Source organism: Mucilaginibacter sp. KACC 22773 (assembly GCF_028736215.1).
In the GTDB taxonomy this organism is placed as follows: domain Bacteria; phylum Bacteroidota; class Bacteroidia; order Sphingobacteriales; family Sphingobacteriaceae; genus Mucilaginibacter.
Window position 1 is genome coordinate 1,502,633 of sequence record NZ_CP117883.1, and the last position, 17,636, is coordinate 1,520,268.

21 protein-coding genes are annotated in these 17,636 nt (G+C 41.3%); 12 read left to right on the plus strand and 9 right to left on the minus strand.

Annotated elements, in window-relative coordinates; all coding sequences use genetic code 11:
* Nucleotides 1-46 precede the first annotated feature (46 nt).
* From PQ469_RS06560 to PQ469_RS06575, 4 genes are all read right to left on the minus strand, one after another.
* Nucleotides 47-244, minus strand: a complete 198-nt coding sequence (locus PQ469_RS06560; RefSeq protein WP_274212223.1) for a hypothetical protein — start codon at nucleotides 242-244, stop codon at nucleotides 47-49.
* Nucleotides 187-894, minus strand: coding sequence for a hypothetical protein (locus PQ469_RS06565; protein WP_274212224.1), 708 nt, complete (start codon nucleotides 892-894; stop codon nucleotides 187-189). Before PQ469_RS06565 ends, PQ469_RS06560 begins: the two co-directional genes overlap by 58 nt.
* 100 nt (nucleotides 895-994) lie before the next feature.
* Nucleotides 995-2,251, minus strand: coding sequence for a PBSX family phage terminase large subunit (locus PQ469_RS06570; protein WP_274212225.1), 1,257 nt, complete (start codon nucleotides 2,249-2,251; stop codon nucleotides 995-997).
* Between the two features lie 115 nt (nucleotides 2,252-2,366).
* Nucleotides 2,367-2,825 carry a terminase small subunit gene (locus PQ469_RS06575; RefSeq protein ID WP_274212226.1) on the minus strand — a complete coding sequence of 153 codons (459 nt, stop codon included), beginning with the start codon at nucleotides 2,823-2,825 and terminating at the stop codon, nucleotides 2,367-2,369.
* 293 nt (nucleotides 2,826-3,118) lie between these two features.
* On the opposite strand from PQ469_RS06575, the gene PQ469_RS06580 reads away from it, so the two are divergent.
* The 6 genes from PQ469_RS06580 (at nucleotide 3,119) to PQ469_RS06605 (ending at nucleotide 10,660) form a co-directional block, all read left to right on the plus strand.
* The gene (locus PQ469_RS06580; RefSeq protein ID WP_274212227.1) at nucleotides 3,119-3,622 is read left to right on the plus strand and encodes an Xre family toxin-antitoxin system antitoxin; all 504 of its coding nucleotides are present in this window, start codon (nucleotides 3,119-3,121) and stop codon (nucleotides 3,620-3,622) included.
* Between the two features lie 134 nt (nucleotides 3,623-3,756).
* The gene (locus PQ469_RS06585; RefSeq protein ID WP_274212228.1) at nucleotides 3,757-4,221 is read left to right on the plus strand and encodes an RES family NAD+ phosphorylase; all 465 of its coding nucleotides are present in this window, start codon (nucleotides 3,757-3,759) and stop codon (nucleotides 4,219-4,221) included.
* A 90-nt stretch (nucleotides 4,222-4,311) separates the two neighbouring features.
* Nucleotides 4,312-5,562 (plus strand): BamA/TamA family outer membrane protein, encoded by a 1,251-nt coding sequence (locus PQ469_RS06590; protein ID WP_274212229.1) that lies wholly within the window; start codon nucleotides 4,312-4,314, stop codon nucleotides 5,560-5,562.
* Nucleotides 5,563-5,754: 192 nt separating this feature from the next.
* Nucleotides 5,755-6,348, plus strand: coding sequence for a hypothetical protein (locus tag PQ469_RS06595; RefSeq protein ID WP_274212230.1), 594 nt, complete (start codon nucleotides 5,755-5,757; stop codon nucleotides 6,346-6,348).
* Nucleotides 6,349-6,503: 155 nt separating this feature from the next.
* Nucleotides 6,504-6,806 carry an RNA recognition motif domain-containing protein gene (locus PQ469_RS06600; RefSeq protein ID WP_090651108.1) on the plus strand — a complete coding sequence of 101 codons (303 nt, stop codon included), beginning with the start codon at nucleotides 6,504-6,506 and terminating at the stop codon, nucleotides 6,804-6,806.
* Between the two features lie 281 nt (nucleotides 6,807-7,087).
* A complete protein-coding gene (locus PQ469_RS06605) occupies nucleotides 7,088-10,660 on the plus strand; it encodes a T9SS type B sorting domain-containing protein (protein WP_274212231.1) in 3,573 nt (1,190 codons plus the stop codon).
* 68 nt (nucleotides 10,661-10,728) lie between these two features.
* Here the strand turns inward: PQ469_RS06605 and PQ469_RS06610 are convergent, their stop codons facing one another.
* The gene (locus tag PQ469_RS06610; protein WP_274212232.1) at nucleotides 10,729-11,073 is read right to left on the minus strand and encodes a hypothetical protein; all 345 of its coding nucleotides are present in this window, start codon (nucleotides 11,071-11,073) and stop codon (nucleotides 10,729-10,731) included.
* 241 nt (nucleotides 11,074-11,314) lie between these two features.
* Nucleotides 11,315-11,818 (minus strand): GNAT family N-acetyltransferase, encoded by a 504-nt coding sequence (locus tag PQ469_RS06615; RefSeq protein WP_274212233.1) that lies wholly within the window; start codon nucleotides 11,816-11,818, stop codon nucleotides 11,315-11,317.
* Nucleotides 11,819-12,298: 480 nt separating this feature from the next.
* On the opposite strand from PQ469_RS06615, the gene PQ469_RS06620 reads away from it, so the two are divergent.
* Nucleotides 12,299-12,595 (plus strand): hypothetical protein, encoded by a 297-nt coding sequence (locus tag PQ469_RS06620; RefSeq protein WP_274212234.1) that lies wholly within the window; start codon nucleotides 12,299-12,301, stop codon nucleotides 12,593-12,595.
* Nucleotides 12,596-12,641: 46 nt separating this feature from the next.
* Here PQ469_RS06620 and PQ469_RS06625 read toward each other — a convergent pair whose 3' ends face one another.
* On the minus strand, nucleotides 12,642-13,343 hold the full coding sequence (locus PQ469_RS06625; protein WP_274212235.1) for a S24 family peptidase: 702 nt from the start codon (nucleotides 13,341-13,343) through the stop codon (nucleotides 12,642-12,644).
* Nucleotides 13,344-13,536: 193 nt separating this feature from the next.
* On the opposite strand from PQ469_RS06625, the gene PQ469_RS06630 reads away from it, so the two are divergent.
* Together PQ469_RS06630 and PQ469_RS06635 are read left to right on the plus strand one after the other, a co-directional pair.
* Complete coding sequence (locus tag PQ469_RS06630; RefSeq protein ID WP_274212236.1) at nucleotides 13,537-13,731, plus strand: hypothetical protein; 195 nt, start codon at nucleotides 13,537-13,539, stop codon at nucleotides 13,729-13,731.
* Between the two features lie 108 nt (nucleotides 13,732-13,839).
* On the plus strand, nucleotides 13,840-14,250 hold the full coding sequence (locus tag PQ469_RS06635) for a hypothetical protein (RefSeq protein ID WP_274212237.1): 411 nt from the start codon (nucleotides 13,840-13,842) through the stop codon (nucleotides 14,248-14,250).
* Nucleotides 14,251-14,456: 206 nt separating this feature from the next.
* Here PQ469_RS06635 and PQ469_RS06640 read toward each other — a convergent pair whose 3' ends face one another.
* Entirely contained in the window at nucleotides 14,457-14,795 is a 339-nt protein-coding gene (locus PQ469_RS06640; RefSeq protein WP_090651100.1) for a hypothetical protein, read from the minus strand.
* Nucleotides 14,796-15,044: 249 nt separating this feature from the next.
* Here PQ469_RS06640 and PQ469_RS06645 point away from each other — a divergent pair, with 249 nt between their 5' ends.
* Together PQ469_RS06645 and PQ469_RS06650 are read left to right on the plus strand one after the other, a co-directional pair.
* On the plus strand, nucleotides 15,045-15,356 hold the full coding sequence (locus PQ469_RS06645) for a hypothetical protein (protein ID WP_274212238.1): 312 nt from the start codon (nucleotides 15,045-15,047) through the stop codon (nucleotides 15,354-15,356).
* 180 nt (nucleotides 15,357-15,536) lie between these two features.
* The gene (locus PQ469_RS06650) at nucleotides 15,537-15,899 is read left to right on the plus strand and encodes a helix-turn-helix domain-containing protein (RefSeq protein WP_090651098.1); all 363 of its coding nucleotides are present in this window, start codon (nucleotides 15,537-15,539) and stop codon (nucleotides 15,897-15,899) included.
* Between the two features lie 174 nt (nucleotides 15,900-16,073).
* Here the strand turns inward: PQ469_RS06650 and PQ469_RS06655 are convergent, their stop codons facing one another.
* Complete coding sequence (locus PQ469_RS06655; RefSeq protein WP_274212239.1) at nucleotides 16,074-16,913, minus strand: AraC family transcriptional regulator; 840 nt, start codon at nucleotides 16,911-16,913, stop codon at nucleotides 16,074-16,076.
* Between the two features lie 152 nt (nucleotides 16,914-17,065).
* On the opposite strand from PQ469_RS06655, the gene PQ469_RS06660 reads away from it, so the two are divergent.
* A complete protein-coding gene (locus PQ469_RS06660) occupies nucleotides 17,066-17,569 on the plus strand; it encodes a lipocalin-like domain-containing protein (protein WP_274212240.1) in 504 nt (167 codons plus the stop codon).
* The last annotated feature ends 67 nt before the right edge of the window (nucleotides 17,570-17,636 follow it).

Here is a 17,636-nt window from a genome sequence, read left to right on the forward strand (position 1 = left end):
GTGAGATTATGTTAAACCAAAGAGTTTAAGACTCAAAACTCAGAACTTAAGACTCCCGACTGATTTCGCCGTACCTTTTCTGGTATTCTGCTTCGGTTTTGTTGAGCAGGAGTTTGGTGAGTACCCTTTCGTAGGGCATGTTCAGGATAGTATCCCATTTGGTGATATCGCCATCGGCAAGGGCATTTATGGTGTTGATGTATTTAAATTTTTCGAACGATTGTATGCCAGCCCGTTTTTCCAAAATTGTTGCAGGCGATGCCAGAAGTTTGTTTTCGGTTTCGATAAGCTGGGATAACAGTAAAAAAAATGCTTTGAGATGGGCAGTGCCTCCGTTACCCGCATGTTTTTTATATGGTTGCTAAATTCTTCGGCCTGGTATTCGTTATAGGGTTTGCCTGTTGCCCGGCAATAAAAATAGTGGGCCAGTACCTGGCAACAGGCGTTTAATGATGGGTTAAAGTTTTCTTTCCAGTCCTCTTCGCCAAATTTTTTAATGTGGTTGTTTACCTCATCGGCAATAATTTCCCGTGCGGCCATAAAAGCGCCTGCCGGCTCAACCGATAAGTTATCTAACACCTTTACCGTTTTTGGCCGGTTTTCGCCGGGCAGCAGGAAACTAATCTGTTTGGGTATCACGTCGCTGTTGTACAGATATTTGATCTGGTAAGCCAATGCCAGTACGCTATCAGTAAAAACAAGAAAATCATTGGCATCTTTTACCTGCTGAAGCTCGCTGACGGGTATGCCCGATAAAATGCTGATGGCTTCAATATCATTTAAGTTTGGTTTGGCCTGCATGGCCATCATTTGCCCAAGCGTGACATCGCTTAATTGAGTGGGGATTTTGATGGGCAGTTTGCCCGTAGTTGTTTTTAGTGTTTTTTCTATCATAATGAGCCCCCCGGCCCCCTGAAGGGGGAGTTTTTGATTGGTTAATTTACAGGGATAGTGTTATTGGTTAGCCCCCTGAAGGAGGTGTTTTAATGGTCGGTTAAAAACGTGAGCCGATTAGTTCATCAAACATGCTGCGGCTGGTTATTTTAGGGTTATACGGCAGCCTCGATCTTAATTTGTTGTCGCGGTTGTTTATTGCCAGTTTATTTAAAGCCACATATCTTAGGGCATCTATCAAGTGGTTGTAGGAATCTACAGCTTCGTTGATGGTTTTGCCGCTGCGGTCAACACGCCATTTATAGCGGTCGAGCTCCTTGCGCAGGTTGACGCTGGCGCGGGTTACGTTTATTTTATACCGTTTAAGTATATCAATAGAATTATTGATACTGTCGGCGCCTTTTTTTGCCCCGGTGATGTACCAGCCCATGCGCTTAAATTCTTCTATCGATTTTGGCTCGGCGCTATCGGCAATAATCTCGGTTTTAAGGCTCAGGCCTTCGGCTTTTAGCCTGGTGGCTATATCGGTATTGGTGAGCCCGGTTTGGTATATCAATTCGTGTATCCATAGCTCGCCATTTTGCAGGTAAACCTGCAGGCAGGTGGTTGGGTCGTTGGTAAAACCAAAATCCAGGCCGGTGGCAATTAACCTGGCTTCGGGCGGAATTTGTTCGCAAACATACCAGTTGGGGAATATGAGCCCGGATATTTTACCGGTAAGGCCCCGGGCATACACTTTCCATAATTCGATATCCTCGGTTTTTAACGATTCTATTTTGGCCCTGACAGTATCATCCAAAAAGGGGTTATGCCTGTGATCGGATATGATGGTTTGCACTCCCGGCCTGCCTATTACCTGTTCATGTACCCAAAAGGTGCTGTTGGGGTTATAATCTATATAAATACGTTTGCGGGTGCGCAAGGCCAGCTCGGCATAGACCGCGTAGCTTATGCCATTGGCTTCGTTTATAAACAGGTAATCGCGCTTGCCCGATTTGGCGTCCTGCGGATCGGCATAGCTTTTAAATTCGATTAAAGTGCCGTTATGGAACTCAAATATCCGGTCGCTTTTATTATAGCTTTTTACCGCTGTTTGTAACACAACCGAGCTATTGTAAATACTTAACGCATCGCGCAGCACGCCTGCTTTTAAGTTGGGAATATCCTGGCCTACTATGGTTATAACCTGTTTTGGCGCCTGGCAAGCTATACAAAACAGCACCTGCCCAATGGCGTAGGTTTTACCCGAGCTTGTGCCGCCCTGGTTTACCACAACATGGGCATCGGTATTGTAATTTTGCCCAAACAGGATAGATACTTCAAATTTGGGGTCATTGGTTAATTGGTCATTAGTCATTTCGCTACGCTGTCATTGGTCATTGGTCATTTCGCTGTGCTGTCATTGGTCATTGAATGGCGGGCAATCAATTTTCAAATTTTCAAATCCTCAAATTTTCAAATTCGAAAAATCCTCAAATTAAAACATCCACTTCCTTTTCGGTAGATGCAGGTTTCGGGCCGGTGCTGGTCATCTCGACTTTGAGGGTTTTGTGGGTTTCGGTTGATGTTTTAGTTGCTCCTGGCTTGTCATTCCAGCCCATGCTTTTCAGTGCGAATATGGTAGCGGTTGGTTTTTCAAAAAGTAATTGCTGGTATGCGGCTTCAATACGCAATCGGGCATGTTTAAAAGGCCTTGAATATTTTCGCATCTCTTCATATTGCTTAAAATCTATCATACTATCAAACCCAAGGAATAAAGCCAGGCTGCTAATGGTAGGGAATTCTGGCTCACGGCTATAAATTTTCTGAATTGGTTTTGCTGAGCGTCCTTTTGGCTGCGTTAATTCATACTCTCCTTTAATGTATAAAAAATAATCGTCTATCAACTCGCCCAACTGTTGGGCGTTTTTGAATTTATAAGAAGTTTTCATTGTTATGTTTAAAATGCCGATTGGCATAAAGTAGAATCAAATGTAAGGATATTTTTTTAATTATGCTAATTTTTTTGGTAAAATATTTTGGTTCATTGATTCATTGGTTCACTTGTTCATTAGTTCATTGGTCTTGTCTGGCGGTATACCGGGCAGGGGAGTTCGGCAGCGAGAGTTTAAAGCCTTGTATCCGTTACGCCCGCGTTTACCAATGAACCAATGAACCAATGAACCAATGAACTAAAGTGAACTAAATTATTTTCTTTTTAAAAAGAAAATAATTACATTTGTGTATGAAATCAGTAAAAGGGCAGTATACCACAACAAGCGCCAAGCAGGTGCCTTCAAAACCGTATGTAATACCTGAACATGATGCATCGGCATTTATGTTACATGATTTGTTTGTGCCTTACGAAACTTATTTTAAATCGCCACTGGCCAAGCTTGGTGCCATAAAACACGGTTTGCAATCTGCCGCCCTCACCGATTTAATTCGTGTTACGGGCGCAACGCAAATTGATGTTGCCAAATGGCTTGATATCACCGAGCCAACCCTGCGTAAACACATCCAGGGCGCAAGGGATTTAAACCAGGGCCTGAGCGAGCACATCATCCAGCTTTTTGAACTTTTTAATAAAGGCCTTGATACCTTTGGCACGCTTGATGAATTTAAAAGCTGGTTAAAGCATTACAACCCCGGCATTGATGCCATCCCCTTTGATTTGCTCGATACCATCACCGGTATCAACATTGTGATAGCTCAGCTTATCCGTATTGATTACGGGGTTTTGGCTTAATTAATTATAGAATTATCGATTTACTGAATTACTGATTTTGCATGGTTGCCTCAAATTTAGATAATCCGACTAAATCAATAATTAACAATTCAGTAAATCAATAATTCAGTAAATCGATAATTAAATAATTAAACTTGCTCACCTACCGCATAAGCCAAACCAAATATGCCCATGACCGTAAAGGTTCGGGGATCGACGGGAGATGGAACTCGGCGGGCCAGTATGTTATTTACACGGGTGGTTCCCTGGCGCTTTCCTGTTTAGAAAAACTTGCCCATTCGGTTGGTACGTCGTTACAAAGCGGCAATTTCTCGGTGATCATTATCGAAGTTCCGGATAAACTACCCATCGCCGAAATAACGATCAGCCAACTTACCAAGCTCAACGAACAATGGGCCAAGGTGATTAATTACCCCATTACCCAACAGCTGGGCGATGAATGGCTGCATAAAATGGAAACCGCGATTTTAAAAGTACCATCGGCAATTATTGACCTGGAATATAACTACCTGCTTAACCCGGCCCACCCGGATTTTGAAAAAATAAAAATTCGCAGCGTAAACAAATTTACTTTCGACCCAAGGTTGAAGGCGCAATAAAAGCCCTGGTATTTAAATTGATATAAATAGGTAAATGGTATAATTATGCTATACTTGTAATTTTATCAAACTTTAAAATGCCAAATAATAATGCCTGGCAAAATATTCACTTTTAGTTTTGCGCTCATTGTCCTGATGTTTGGTTGCTCGGTATTATACGCGCAGGATAAAAGGTATATTCCGCTTGGGCACTCTAAGCTTAAAGATACTATTGTTGCCACCCCGGCTGATACGGCCAATGAAAAGGATATTATCGACGTTATCAGCTCAGTTTTTGTTAAGGCCGATAAAAATGCAAAAGTCGATTCCATCGGCACAAAACCTGTACTTTCTATTTTGCCGGCTTTCGGCTACACATTGCAAACATCCCTGGCGGCTACCATATCCGGCAACATTGCTTTTCGCACAGCGCCAAAGGCCCGCATCTCTACCATCACCATAAACCCGGCCTATACTCAAAAAAAACAAGTTATTGTACCACTGCTGGCCAGCATCTGGACAAAGAATAACCAGTTTAATATTATCAGCGATTTAAGGTATTTTAAATACCCACAGAGCACCTTTGGTTTAGGCAGCCATTCAAACATGGTAAACGAAAATCCGCTTGATTTCTCTTTTTTCAGGATTAATGAAACGGTTTTGCGTAATATTGGCGGCAACTTTTTTGCCGGCCTGGGCTATATTTTTGACGACCGCTGGAACATGCAGGAAAAAGGCCAGTTAAATGGCGGCGTATCCGATTATGAAAAATATGGCCCGGTACCGCGCGCAATATCAACCGGTTTAACATTTAATGCACTATTTGATAGCCGCGATAATTCTATAAACCCGGCGCGGGGTTTTTATACAGCAATAACCTACCGGGATAATTTTACTTTTTTGGGTAGCACAAGGCCCTGGCGTTCGCTTATTATTGATATCAGAAAGTACTATCATTTACCCGGCAATTCAGAAAATGTTTTTGCCATATGGTCATACAACTGGTTGATACTTAATGGCCGTCCGGCTTACCTGGAATTGCCTTCAACCGCCAACGATCAAAATTTTACTACCGGTCGTGGCTATATCCAGGGCCGTTTTCGCGGCGCCCAGATGATATATCTTGAAGGGGAGTATCGGTTTAAAATTATCCGTAACGGTTTATTGGGCGGTGTATTGTTTGTAAATGGCCAGTCGTTTTCTGCCGGGCCAGGTACTGGATTGCAGGCACCACAACCTGGCTATGGACCGGGCTTGCGTATCAAGCTTAATAAAGTATCAAAAACAAATATCGCTATTGATTATGGCTTCGGCAGGCAGGGCTCCAGGGGATTGTTCATTAATGTAGGCGAAGTTTTTTAACGCCCCACCCCAAAGCTTTTTAAGGGTGTTTGTTAGTTAAATATGGGTATAATATATAATATTCCGAAAAATAATATCGTAGCGGTGTTTATGTATCATATGGGCGTTAAAAAAAGTTAAATATTTACTAAATTAATTCCGGTTGGTAAATATTTGGAATTTTTATTGTTAGCTTTATACATCAAATAACCTATGAATAGGATCCGGTTTACTAAATGGTTTGTTTTATATGCTTTACTTATCTCGGTGGTGGTTTCATCATGTCAGAAAGATGAGAGTGTTAAGGATATGGAGACTGCCAAACCGGCAACGGCTGCTGATAGCACAGCCTTAGGTATTATTAATAACCCGGGTAATTTTTTGGCCGGAAAGGGAACATTAAAAGTAACCATAGAGGATTCTACCTATACTTTTGATGCCGCAACAGATTCGATAGCATTCATCAACGTACATAACGGCGATAACAAGTATTTTGGCATTACAGCCATCAACAAGGCGCATACCATGAGTTTTGGAATAAGCTCAGAAGGTTTTGCCTCTGCCAATATTAACAGCAAGGTTGCTGGCAGCCAGTTTTTGTTTACGGTTGATGAAAAAAAGCCACTGCTGCAATACACGCTAACCAAATTTGTTGGCAAGGATGATTCGGGCAAGATAACTATTGATAAATACAACAAGGATAATATGATAGCAAAAGGTACATTCTTTACCTTTTTGGCCAAAGACGATAAAGAAAACTCGCCATTTTATCGTGTAGAAGGCAGTTTCGAGCTCCAGCTTAAATAATTATCATTTCTTTTAATAGCCTTTATTTATATTGTGAGTTAATATTGCTTGCGTAATTTAAAGGTAAAAAAGCCGTTGCAACCAAGCTATTTACAAAGGTAGCGGGTAAAATACCCCTTATTTTTTGTACCTTTATGCAAATTTTAAAGACATTGATGAAAGTATTTATTGCAGGGCTTCCTTTAGAAGTAGATGAGGCCGAATTAACAGCAGTTTTTGGTGATTTTGGGCCGGTTAAATCGCTCAGGATCATTAAAGACCGCGAAACAAAAGAGAGTAAGGGTTTTGGGTTTGTAGAGATGGTGAACGATAACGAAGCGAAGGAAGCGATAAGGTGTATGAATGGCGCAAGTTATTATGGACGCAGGATTACAGTTAACATAGCCGAAGACAAAGGGCCTGGTTTTAACGGCGGTGGCAACACTGGTGGTGGAAAAGGCGGTTTCAGGCGCAACTAAGAGCTTTAAAATTTATTCTTTTTTTAGATATGAGCCGGGCTATGTCCGGCTTTTTTGTGTCCGAAAATTGGGGTTAAGCCCGCCCTGTTTTTCTTGTTTAAATGCAAGGTTTTAAATTTGATTATCTGATAGATAAATGCCTAATTTAGTATTACTTATAATACCAATTTCTTCGGCTTTCATATTTAAATTATATTATATGCCTAACCTATACAAATCTTTTAAATTTGGCACTTATAAGCCCTTAGTGCTTTGGTTGTTTTACAAATTAGCCTAAACAAGTGCAGGCGTCTGTAAAAGTATCGGCTATTTTAGTTTTGCTGTTATTTACGGCAATCATATCTTTTGGCCAGGCCCCGGATATCAGTTATCCAACACCAAATGTTTACAAGATTAATACAGTTATAACGGCGTTGAAGCCAACTAATACCGGCGGCGAGGTGCCCGCGACCATTTACGGCCAAACCGATGTGCTGGCCGGCACCGGTTTACATGGCGCGCAGGATGGCAGCGCCAACCAGGCACAGTTTACAGAGCCGTATGGAATGGCGACTGATGCTGAAGGCAATATTTACCTTGCCGATGCCGATAATTACCGTATCCGTAAAATTACCCCGCAGGGTATGGTGTCAACCCTGGCGCCTGATGGAATTCCGGGAGGGCCAAATTTTGCTTCTCCCAAATTTAACCTCCCGTATGGCGTGGTAAGGGACGCCGCCGGTAATTTATTTGTAGCCAATTATGGTAACCATAATATATTAAAAATAGTACCTGATGGTACAATAACCGTATTTGCAGGCGGCTTACTAATTGGTACGCCCCTGGATGGGCAAGGTACGGCTGCCAGTATTATTAACCCTAATGCCATAGCTATAGATGCTGCCGGTACCCTTTATGTATCTGACGGTAGTAACCTTATTCGTAAAATTTCGCCTACAGGCTATGTATATACATTTGTGGGTAGCGGTACGGCAGCCACCGTGGATGGAAAATACAATACAGCAAGCTTTAAACAACCGGCAGGGATTGTGGTTGATGCTACAGGCAACCTATATATTGCCGAACAAGGAGGTAATGTTATAAGAAAAGTAAGCCCTTTTGGCGATGTAACAACTTTTGCCGGCAGCGGTACATTTGGTGCCGGCGACGGTACGGGTACGGCAGCAAAGTTTGCTTTCCCAACCGGTATCACAATTGATAAATCTGGAAACCTGTACGTAGCCGACCGGGGTAATGGTACAATAAGGAAAATAACCCCCGACCAGGTGGTTACTACCATTGCAGGCGGAGGGCCAAGGGGCACCCAGAGTGGGGTTGGAACAGGTGTTTATTTTAGTAGCCCGGCAGGCATAACTTTGGGCCCCGATGGGAATTTGATTGTATCTGAATTTGACGGCAATTATTTAAAAAAAGTAATAACTACTGGCTACACTATTGATAAGGCGCTGCCAACAGGTTTGGTGTTTGATCCTAAAACGGGCATTATAACTGGAACGCCAACAGTGATATGGCCAGCTACCGATTATGTTGTTACAGCTTACAACGCCGGAGGGAGCAGCAGCTTTACGCTAAACATTGAAGTAAGGGAATTTGTGGGCAACATTACGGCTTCGGCAGTAACCGGTGATATAAATATTTGCGAGGGCTCACCTTCACCTTACTTGCAGTTTACGGTTGAGGGTACAAATTTAGCTTCAAATATAGATGTTGCGCCTCCGGCCGGTTTCCAGGTTTCCGCAAGTCCTGCGGCGGGTTATAATGATTTTATGTTCCTGGTATTGCAGAGCAATAAAGTTAAGCCCATAACACTTTATCTGAAATTAAAAGAAAATCTGACTGCCGCAACACATGCAGGCAATTTGATATTATCATCAGTTGGTGCAGAAAATGTTAATGTGCCGCTTACCGCCCAGGTAAATAAATTACCAGTAGTTGAGCCGGTTATAAACCCGCAGCCTTATTGCGAAGGCGCGGTAACTTCGCCCATAGTTTTTACGGGTACCGGCGATGTTTATAGCTGGACAAATAATAACCCGGCCATTGGCCTGCCGGCTGGCGGTACAGGAAATATATCTTTTACAGCTATTAATAAAACCAGTCTGCCTTTAATCGCCACTGTAACGGTTACACCAAATTCTGCCACAGGCTCAATGTGTGCCGGTAAACCGGTTACTTTTACCATAAAAGTTAACCCCGCGGCAACGCCAACGGTTGTCATCAACCAGGTTAATATACCGTGTGCCGGTCAGTTAGTATCTTTTAATGCTACGGCAGCCAATGCAGGTGCCAATCCTGCATATCAATGGCAGGTAAACGGGGCAAATGCAGGAACCGATAACGCAGTTTTCAACAGTAGTACTTTACAGGCCAATGACGCAGTTACCTGTACCGTAACGGCTGCGGACTTGCTTTGCAGTGCACCAGCTACGTCAAATACACTCAGGGTATCTTATAAGCCCGACGCCGCCCCCCCAACGGTAAGTATTGATAAGACAGGTGACATTAGCGGCTGCTCGGGCGGTAGTTTTGTGTTTACGGCTATAGCAGTAAATGAAGGCCTTAATCCAACTTATCAATGGCTTTTAAACGGCTTGCCGGTTGTTAACAACGCCGGCAAAACTTATACCACTAATACCTTGGCCAACGGCGACAGGATAACTTGTGTGGTTATCAACAATGATGGCTGCACACCAATTGTTTCACAGGTATCGGCACCGGCAAATATTATTATAACACCGGTACAGGTAAGTACCGTAACCATTAGTTCATCGGTTGCTATACCCATATGTGCAGCCAGCACGGTTACTTTTACCCCGTTGCCTGCCAATTATCAAACATCTGAAGGCTTACCTACCTATGTTTGGTATTTGAATGGCGCTCCGGTTGGCAGTGCCGATACTTATACAACTAATACCCTTACCGACGGTGACGAGGTATATTGCCTTATGACTACGTATGGTAAATGTGTTACGCCTGCACCTGTTCAATCAAACATAATTAAAGTGCTGATAAAGCCGGTTATTTTGCCAACGGTTAGTATTAATCCGAACGGTACAGTCAGCTCGTGTTCGGGAGCTGCGCTTTCTTTCACCGCCATGGCCACTAACGCGGGTAGTAACCCAACTTACCAATGGATGGTAAACGGGCAGCAAATTAATAATCCGGGCAGTGTGTATGCCACCAGTACGTTGGCCGGGGGCGATAAAGTAACGTGCGTGGTTGTAAATAGCGATGGTTGCACACCTGTTTCCTCGCCGATATCTGAAGTTGCAAATATTATTGCCGATCCTGTTCAGGTGAGTACGGTTACTATAGCGGCATCAGTGCCTATGCCTGTATGCCAGGGTAAAGAAATAACTTTTACACCTACACCGGCAAACTATCAAACCGGTAGCGGTGTGCCAACGTACTTATGGTATTTAAATGGCGCACTGGTAAGCAACAGCGATACTTATACTACTAAGATGTTAGCTGATGGCGACCAGGTGTATTGTGTTATGACTACGTATGGCAAATGTGTTGCCCCCACGCCGGCCCAATCAAACATCATCGATGTAAGCCTTAAGCCCGAAGCTGGTTGTATCATAGCGCCCATAGTTATACCCAATGCATTTACGCCCAATGGCGATGGCCGTAATGATACCTGGAGCATACCGGCGCTGGCAAATTATCCGGGATGCATAGTAAACGTGTTTAACCGTCATGGTATTTCGGTATTCAGATCGGTAGATTATAAACAGGCCTGGAACGGAAATTACAATAGCGGTATTGTACCATCCGGAACGTACTATTATATCATCGAGCCCCAAAAAGGGCACGCAAAATTATCCGGGTATGTAGTTGTTATAAGATAACAGGATAAAAGCAAAATAAGCAAAGCCCGCTGCTTAAAGCAAGTCGTTTTTTATTTGGGTAAAGTAAATTAGCAGGCCTGCGATAATTCGGCACTATTAACGCCGAATTTATCCAATAAGTTATCGAGTTTGCTATTTAGCTCATTTAACTGAATTTTACCTTCGTTAAAGGCTTGGGTCAGTTGCGCTATGTCAAATTCGATGTCTGACAAAACGTTGGATTTGTTTTCTGGTGTACCCTGCCTAAGCTGTTGCTGATTTTCCAACGCGTTGATTTTATATTCGGCAGCGGTAAGCAGGTAAAGTTGTTGCACATCATCTGTATAAATGTTGTTACTTACTTTACTAACTTGTTGTTTGTTGAACATTACTAAAATAATTGCGGCAACGATACCACTAATTAAAAGCGACATTACAGGATCCATCTTTATTCTTCTCTTCGTTTATAATTTAGTTTGCCCGGCTTTGGAGTATTAGCTGTGGCATTGGCTGAAATAAATATATGGCTATTGTGTATGAATGTTTAATATGTGTTAATAAATTGGTCAAATGTTAATAACTATTTGGCAAACGCCAGTTATTAAGTGGTTTATAGCCGATAATTCCGGTATTTATTGGCGTTTGCCGGTAATTTTTTACGTGACAACAAATGCTTTAATCAAGCCTTTTTTCGTAGCAATAAAATGTTAGCCCCGGCCTGAAACCCAGGTTAATTTCTCCGGCAAAAATGTATCCTAATTTAGGGAATAGCTTTTGTGTAGCCTGGTTATGCATGTTGGTATCAATTCGTAGTGTTTTTATACCGCGGCTAATCGCTTCCAGTTCGGCCTGTTGTAATAAAGCGGCGGCTATACCCCGGTCACGATACCGGGGGAGTACTGCAAGCCTGTGGGTAACAATTGCAGTTTCGGTAATATCCCAGCCTGCCTGAGCGTATTCGGGCTCCTGGTTGGTGGTTATGGCGGCAACGCCGGCAATAAGGCTATCTATTTCGGCCACCCAAAGGCATCCCTGTGCTATATCATCGGTGAAAACGCCGGTATTGGGGTAGGCATTGTCCCACTGAAGGTTGCCCGAAGCAATCATGCCCGGGATAACGCCGGCAATAAGCTGCATTATAAAAGGAATGTCATTAAAGGTAGCGAGCCTGATAAGCATAATTAAAGTTAAGCATGGCAGATTAATTGGTGAAATTAAAATTAATACACTTATATGGAATAAACACCACAATAAATTTACAGTGGATAATTGCCATCGCCACGCAAATGATAGTTGTTGTTTTATTTTGAAATTGATCGGTGCCGACCATGTGCATGCTTAGTTTGCAGCTGCGCTATTACCAGGCAAACTAAAAAAGCCAGCATTCCGTAAAAGAGAATGTTTTGCAAGGCACTGCCAACGCTGAGTTGGTGGGAGATAAATTGTGATGCCCTGCTTGCCATAATGTGTTGCTATATTAGATAAACGAAGTGCTTATTAAATTGTTATACAACTTTTAGGAATTTTATAAGGGTTTAAGCTTTTATTTTAATACAAATACCGGTGCAATATAAATCGATTATTGCAGGGTAGTAGTCCGTTTGTTTATATCTTTGCCGGGGTATATAAATAGCGGGCATTAAAGGTAAATAATAAAATATGATTCCCGAAGAATTTTTGAAGCAAATAAAAAGGGAATCGGCTGATATCGAGGGCTTAACTAAGCGCAACTATTTTGCGCACCTTGATAAGATGTTTAAAATGGTGGCTTACGATGGCAATCGTTTAAATAAAAAGCACAACCTTATGATTGCCCCTTACCTGCAATATTTGAGTGATACCAGCCGGAATGACTTCAGGGAAGGCCTATCCCAGGCCGAAGTTGACGAACTGGTTGAGAGCGTGAAAACAGATCTCGACTGTATCATTTTCAGGATGAGTGCTCCAATAGCTTGAATGCAATATCTGTATACCCAAAATCTCCATATATATTATTTCCCTATTAATGATTATGTTTTTTATGAATGTCTTTTACCAGGCAAAGCTTTTTGATATCGGTAACGTTGATAGGGAAGGGGGCGTACTTCAGGCGGTTGCCAACCATCTCGGTAGTATTATCTGAGTGTGCTATCACCTCATCCGGCTTATCGCCGGCCAGCAGCCTTTTATACATGCGATAATCGCCCCATTCAATGTAATATACCTCTCCGGGTAATATTTTCTTATCGTGAATAATTTTTAAGGCTACCCAACATCCGTTCTCCAGGTACGGGTACATGGAGTGCCCCCAAACGGGCAATGCAAAATCGCAATCCTCGATACCCGGAAAGTTCATACGCCCAACAGGTTGGGAATCATTTATATCATTATAGACCTCGACACCCGAGGCGGTTGCAATAATTTCATACATTGGAATGCCTTCCTTTGCTTTATTTTCTGTATTTTTTTCTTTATTTATGATCTTATGTTCGCCTGATATAAACTCTTTGTATTTTTCTTTAAAAATTCTGAATTTATCCGGGTCGATATTTTGCCTGCTCTTTACAATTTCGGTGATGGAACTGGGCGAGTTAAAACCTAACGCTTCTGCAAGTTGCGCGTTGCCTGCAAATGCTTTCCCCTTCAATTGAGTATATAATATAATAAACTCCAGCGTCTCCGGGCGAATGGTTTTGATTTTGTTTGGTTTTAATGCATCATCCATAGTGAATATTTTTTTACAGATTTTTCTTGATTATATTAAAGATAATTCTTTATATTTGTCCTGTTCTCTTTTGCTAATTTAAAACAAATTAAATCAAAAACAAATTTAATTACGTGGAATTTACAGAAATATAATACAGAAATATTTAATCGATTAATTACAGAAAATCTAAAATAAACCAAAATCTACACATATGCACATTGCCTACTCTGCACTAAATCAACCAAATACAACAGTGGTATTTTCACCAGACTCCAATAATGATAATATCGATTTGCCCGAGCCGCTGCTGCGTTACCAGGCTTACCTGGCCGCCTGCCAAAAGCTAAGCAAAGAAATTATTGCCATTCAAAAATACAACCCCGGCTGGCTGCCCGCTTTCCGTTAAGCAGCTTGCCGTTGCCGGTTTGCAGTTAGCAAAGTTGCAATAGTTTACACGATAACGGCATAATAACCAATGAACTAATGAACCAGTGAACCAATAAACTATCAAAAAATGAAAATTACACAAAAACTAAAAGACCAGCTATGGTGGATGATTATATCTGTTGATTATGATTATAGCCGCATAGCTATTGCCGATCACGAACTTACCGATGATGCCTTGGTTTTATGGCTGGAGGACAAACAGGATTTTAAAAACTCGCTGGATGAATGTTTGCTGCTGGATGTAAGGGTCCGTGATTTTGCAAAAATAATCAGGGCCGAGAATCTTAACAGCTATGAAGGCAGCAAAATGCACCCCACAAAAAACTTTGTTTACAAAGCCCGTATTGAAATTAACAGCCCGCTTAAATGGTACCAGGAAGATGCTTCGGGCGTTGAGCAACAATGGGCGCGCGAAGCAACATTAAAAGCTATACTTACTCAACTTGTAGAAACAGAGGCTGCTGGTACCTATGATTGATTTATGCCATTTGGAATTATATACATATTGAAAATGGCATCAACCGGTTTGAATACGGTACGCTATTATCGAGGTTTATTCTTCAGTGTGCACCAAAAAATGAATTAAAATCAGCACGTTTAACATTTATCGTGCTGATTTTAACTGCCATCAATTCGCTTCCGGTTTAATAATTTGATCACCAGTAATAGGTGATTTCTGCGGGCTTATTTTACTTTTACCTGTTGTTGTTCTTTTTCCAGTTGCTCTATCAATTCCTCTACTTCGCTTAGTGCCTCTGCCGGCTGGCTGGCATAATTGAGTTTGCGGAAACGCCACTGGGCAAATGCGGGCTCCTGGAAACGATTTATCAGTTTAAAAAATTTGGGGAAATTGTGCACTTCTTCCAGTAATACGCCGGTGACAATGCCATTATTATCCAGTATCTCGCGAATGGTATATTCCTTATCCCGGGTTATCCAAATCTCAAAATCGCGGCGTATCTCTTCGCTTTTTTCGGGATCTATCTTATCGTTAATGCAAATTACCTTGTCTCCTGGTTTCATATCGTTATAAGCGTTTTAAAATGGTGTTTTGTTTTCGCCATATTAAGTACGATACAAAGTACTGCTTTTTAAATCAAATTTTAAAAGCACCCGGGCTAAATTACAGCGTAATAAAACAATTATAAAGTGTCAAAAGCCGGGCCTTTATTTAACCATTCATTAAGCTGTTAACAACTTTTATTAAATAAGCCGTAACCAATAGTTTCAATTAAGCGTATTAACAGTAGTATTCAAATTTATTTTAATGTTATGGACGCTTTTTACTTTTTCGTAATCCTGGGATCGGCTGCTGTATTTTTAATATTACATTTTGATAAACAACAACGCCGTAAAGTAAATAAAATACTACATCAAACCAGCGATGTTGAACCATTGCTGCTGATGCAAAGCCTCGGCCAAAAGCTGGATAGGTTAAATAATGCTCTCAATAAAACTGCTGCACCCGTAAATATCGAACAACAACTCCATAAATTTACTTCTGATTATAAATCGGGCCGGATAAATATTACCACCTACAATAAACATCTTAGCGAATTACTGCGCACGTTAGAAGTTCATTAGTTTGTTCGTTCATTGGTTCATTAGTTCATTGGTCTTTTCTGGCGGGGTTGCAAGATAGATACAAGGCATTCAGCCAAAAAGCCCTTTGTTCACTATACCCGCGTTCCAATGAACCAATAAACTAATGAACCAGTGAACCAATGAACTAATAAACAAATTGTTTATTATTGCAGGCATAATATGTCTGACGAAGCAATCATAAAACGGCTAAAAGTAATTGTACAGGAGCATGGCGGCCAAATGGGCCTGGCCACTGCTATTGGTGTAGACCAGGGTTTTATCAGCAAGGTGGTAAACAAAAAACAGGACATCAGTTATTACCTTATTCGCAAACTTTGTTTTCAGCTTAAATACTCGCCCGAATGGCTCATCCTTGGCACAGGCGAAAAAAAAATCAATAAACCCGAGTCGGCCAAGCTAATTACCGAAATACAAATGATGCGCACCGAAGTAGATATTCTTCAGGCCAGGATGCGCGCTTATGAAATGGAGCTAAAAGAATTGCGCCAACAGCTGCAGGGCAATGATAGAAAAGCGGGTTAACAAGTAAAATTAAAAATATAGTGGCCGGGCTTCGTGAAGATGCCCGGCTTTTTTATTTTATATTCTGTAGTATATAAGATCTCCTAATTAATTTCACATATGTTCTTTTATCAAATAGAAATCAATGAGTTAGCTTTAAGCTTTGTGCATTCTGCTTTTAGCTTCTATACATTATCAGCAAAATTGCTTTTTGTACTCGGTGGGACTCAGGCCTTTATATTTTTTGAATATTTTGTTAAGATGGCTTTCATCGGCAAAATTGAGCTCGTTAACAATTTCGTTTATACGCATATCGCTGTGTAACAACCTCATTTCAATCAGTCTTATTTTATACATCGAAATGTACTGCTGTAACGTATCGCCGGTTTGTTTCTTAAAATAACGGCCCAGGTAGCTTAACGAGATGCCAAAGTGCCGCCCCAGGTTTTCGGCCCTCAGCTTTTTGGGGTCGAATATGTTTTCCTGTATGTAATGCAAAATCTCCAATACCGTTTCGCCGGTGTTTTCCTTAATGTTTTTAGGAAGTTTCAGTGCTATATTGCGGGCAACTATCGTGATAATGGTATTCACTATCTGGGTAATAATGGTATCGCAATAAATTTGTTGATTTGTTTGTTCCTGGATAATATTTTCAACCAAACTGGCTATAAAGGGCTTATCAACTTTGTTTTTTAAAATACAGCCCGGCCGGTGACTTGCATTTTGAAGGATATACTCCATCCTTTGTATCAGCGCTTTATCTTTTGATGCATTACCTTGCACGTAGTATTCATTAAACCGCAGGAAAAAGAATTTGGTTACCGTATTTATTTCAAAAGAATGTGTATCCTGTGGGGTTAATAAAAACAAATTACCCTTACGATAATTGAACTTGTTTTTATTGATGAATTGCACGCCCGTGCCGTCTACAATATAGATCAGCTCAAAAAAGTTGTTGCTCCTTGTTACCTTGGGGAAATGCTCCAATACCTTAAAATCAACTTCAAACGGACGATATAAATTTTCTTTTTTCATCAATTCAAAAATACAGAATTAGTGAAAAAACTTACAGGAGATGCATACCAATGTCTGTATAAATTTGCATCATCAGAATGAATTTAGATGTACTACGGAAACATTTGAGCTATACAAGTAGAACATTAAGAGATAAAAAATCAACAAAAATCATGAAAAAAATAACATTTATGCTGCTGGTTGTTTTTGCAGCAACTAACTTGCATGCCCAGGAAAATAAGAAGCCGTTAACCGAAGAGTTAACAGGTACCTGGACGCTTTTATCTGTTGATAACATTTACCCGGATGGCAGCAGGGTACATCCTTATGGCGATAACCCGCAGGGGCTGCTGATATTTGATGCTCAGGGAAACTACGCCATCCAGATTTATAAAGCATTACGGACGCAGGTTGCATCGGGTGATAAAAATAAGAGTACACCCGAAGAAAATGCGGCAATGGTACAGGGTAGCAACGCGCATTTCGGCAGGTATTTGGTTGATGAAAAAAGCAAAACCATTGTTTTTAACATAGCCCATGCATCGTTCCCTAATTGGGAGGGTACTGTACAAAAGCGCTCATACACCTATACGGGCAGTCAAATTAAATATGTGGTAACGCACACTACCCAGGGCGGGCAGGCTGTTATTGCCGAGGTTGCCTGGCGCAGGTTGTAATAAACAGGTTAAAAGCCATTCTTTTTTATTTTGAGCTTCAGGCCGAAGTCAATTCAAGCCTTGCAAA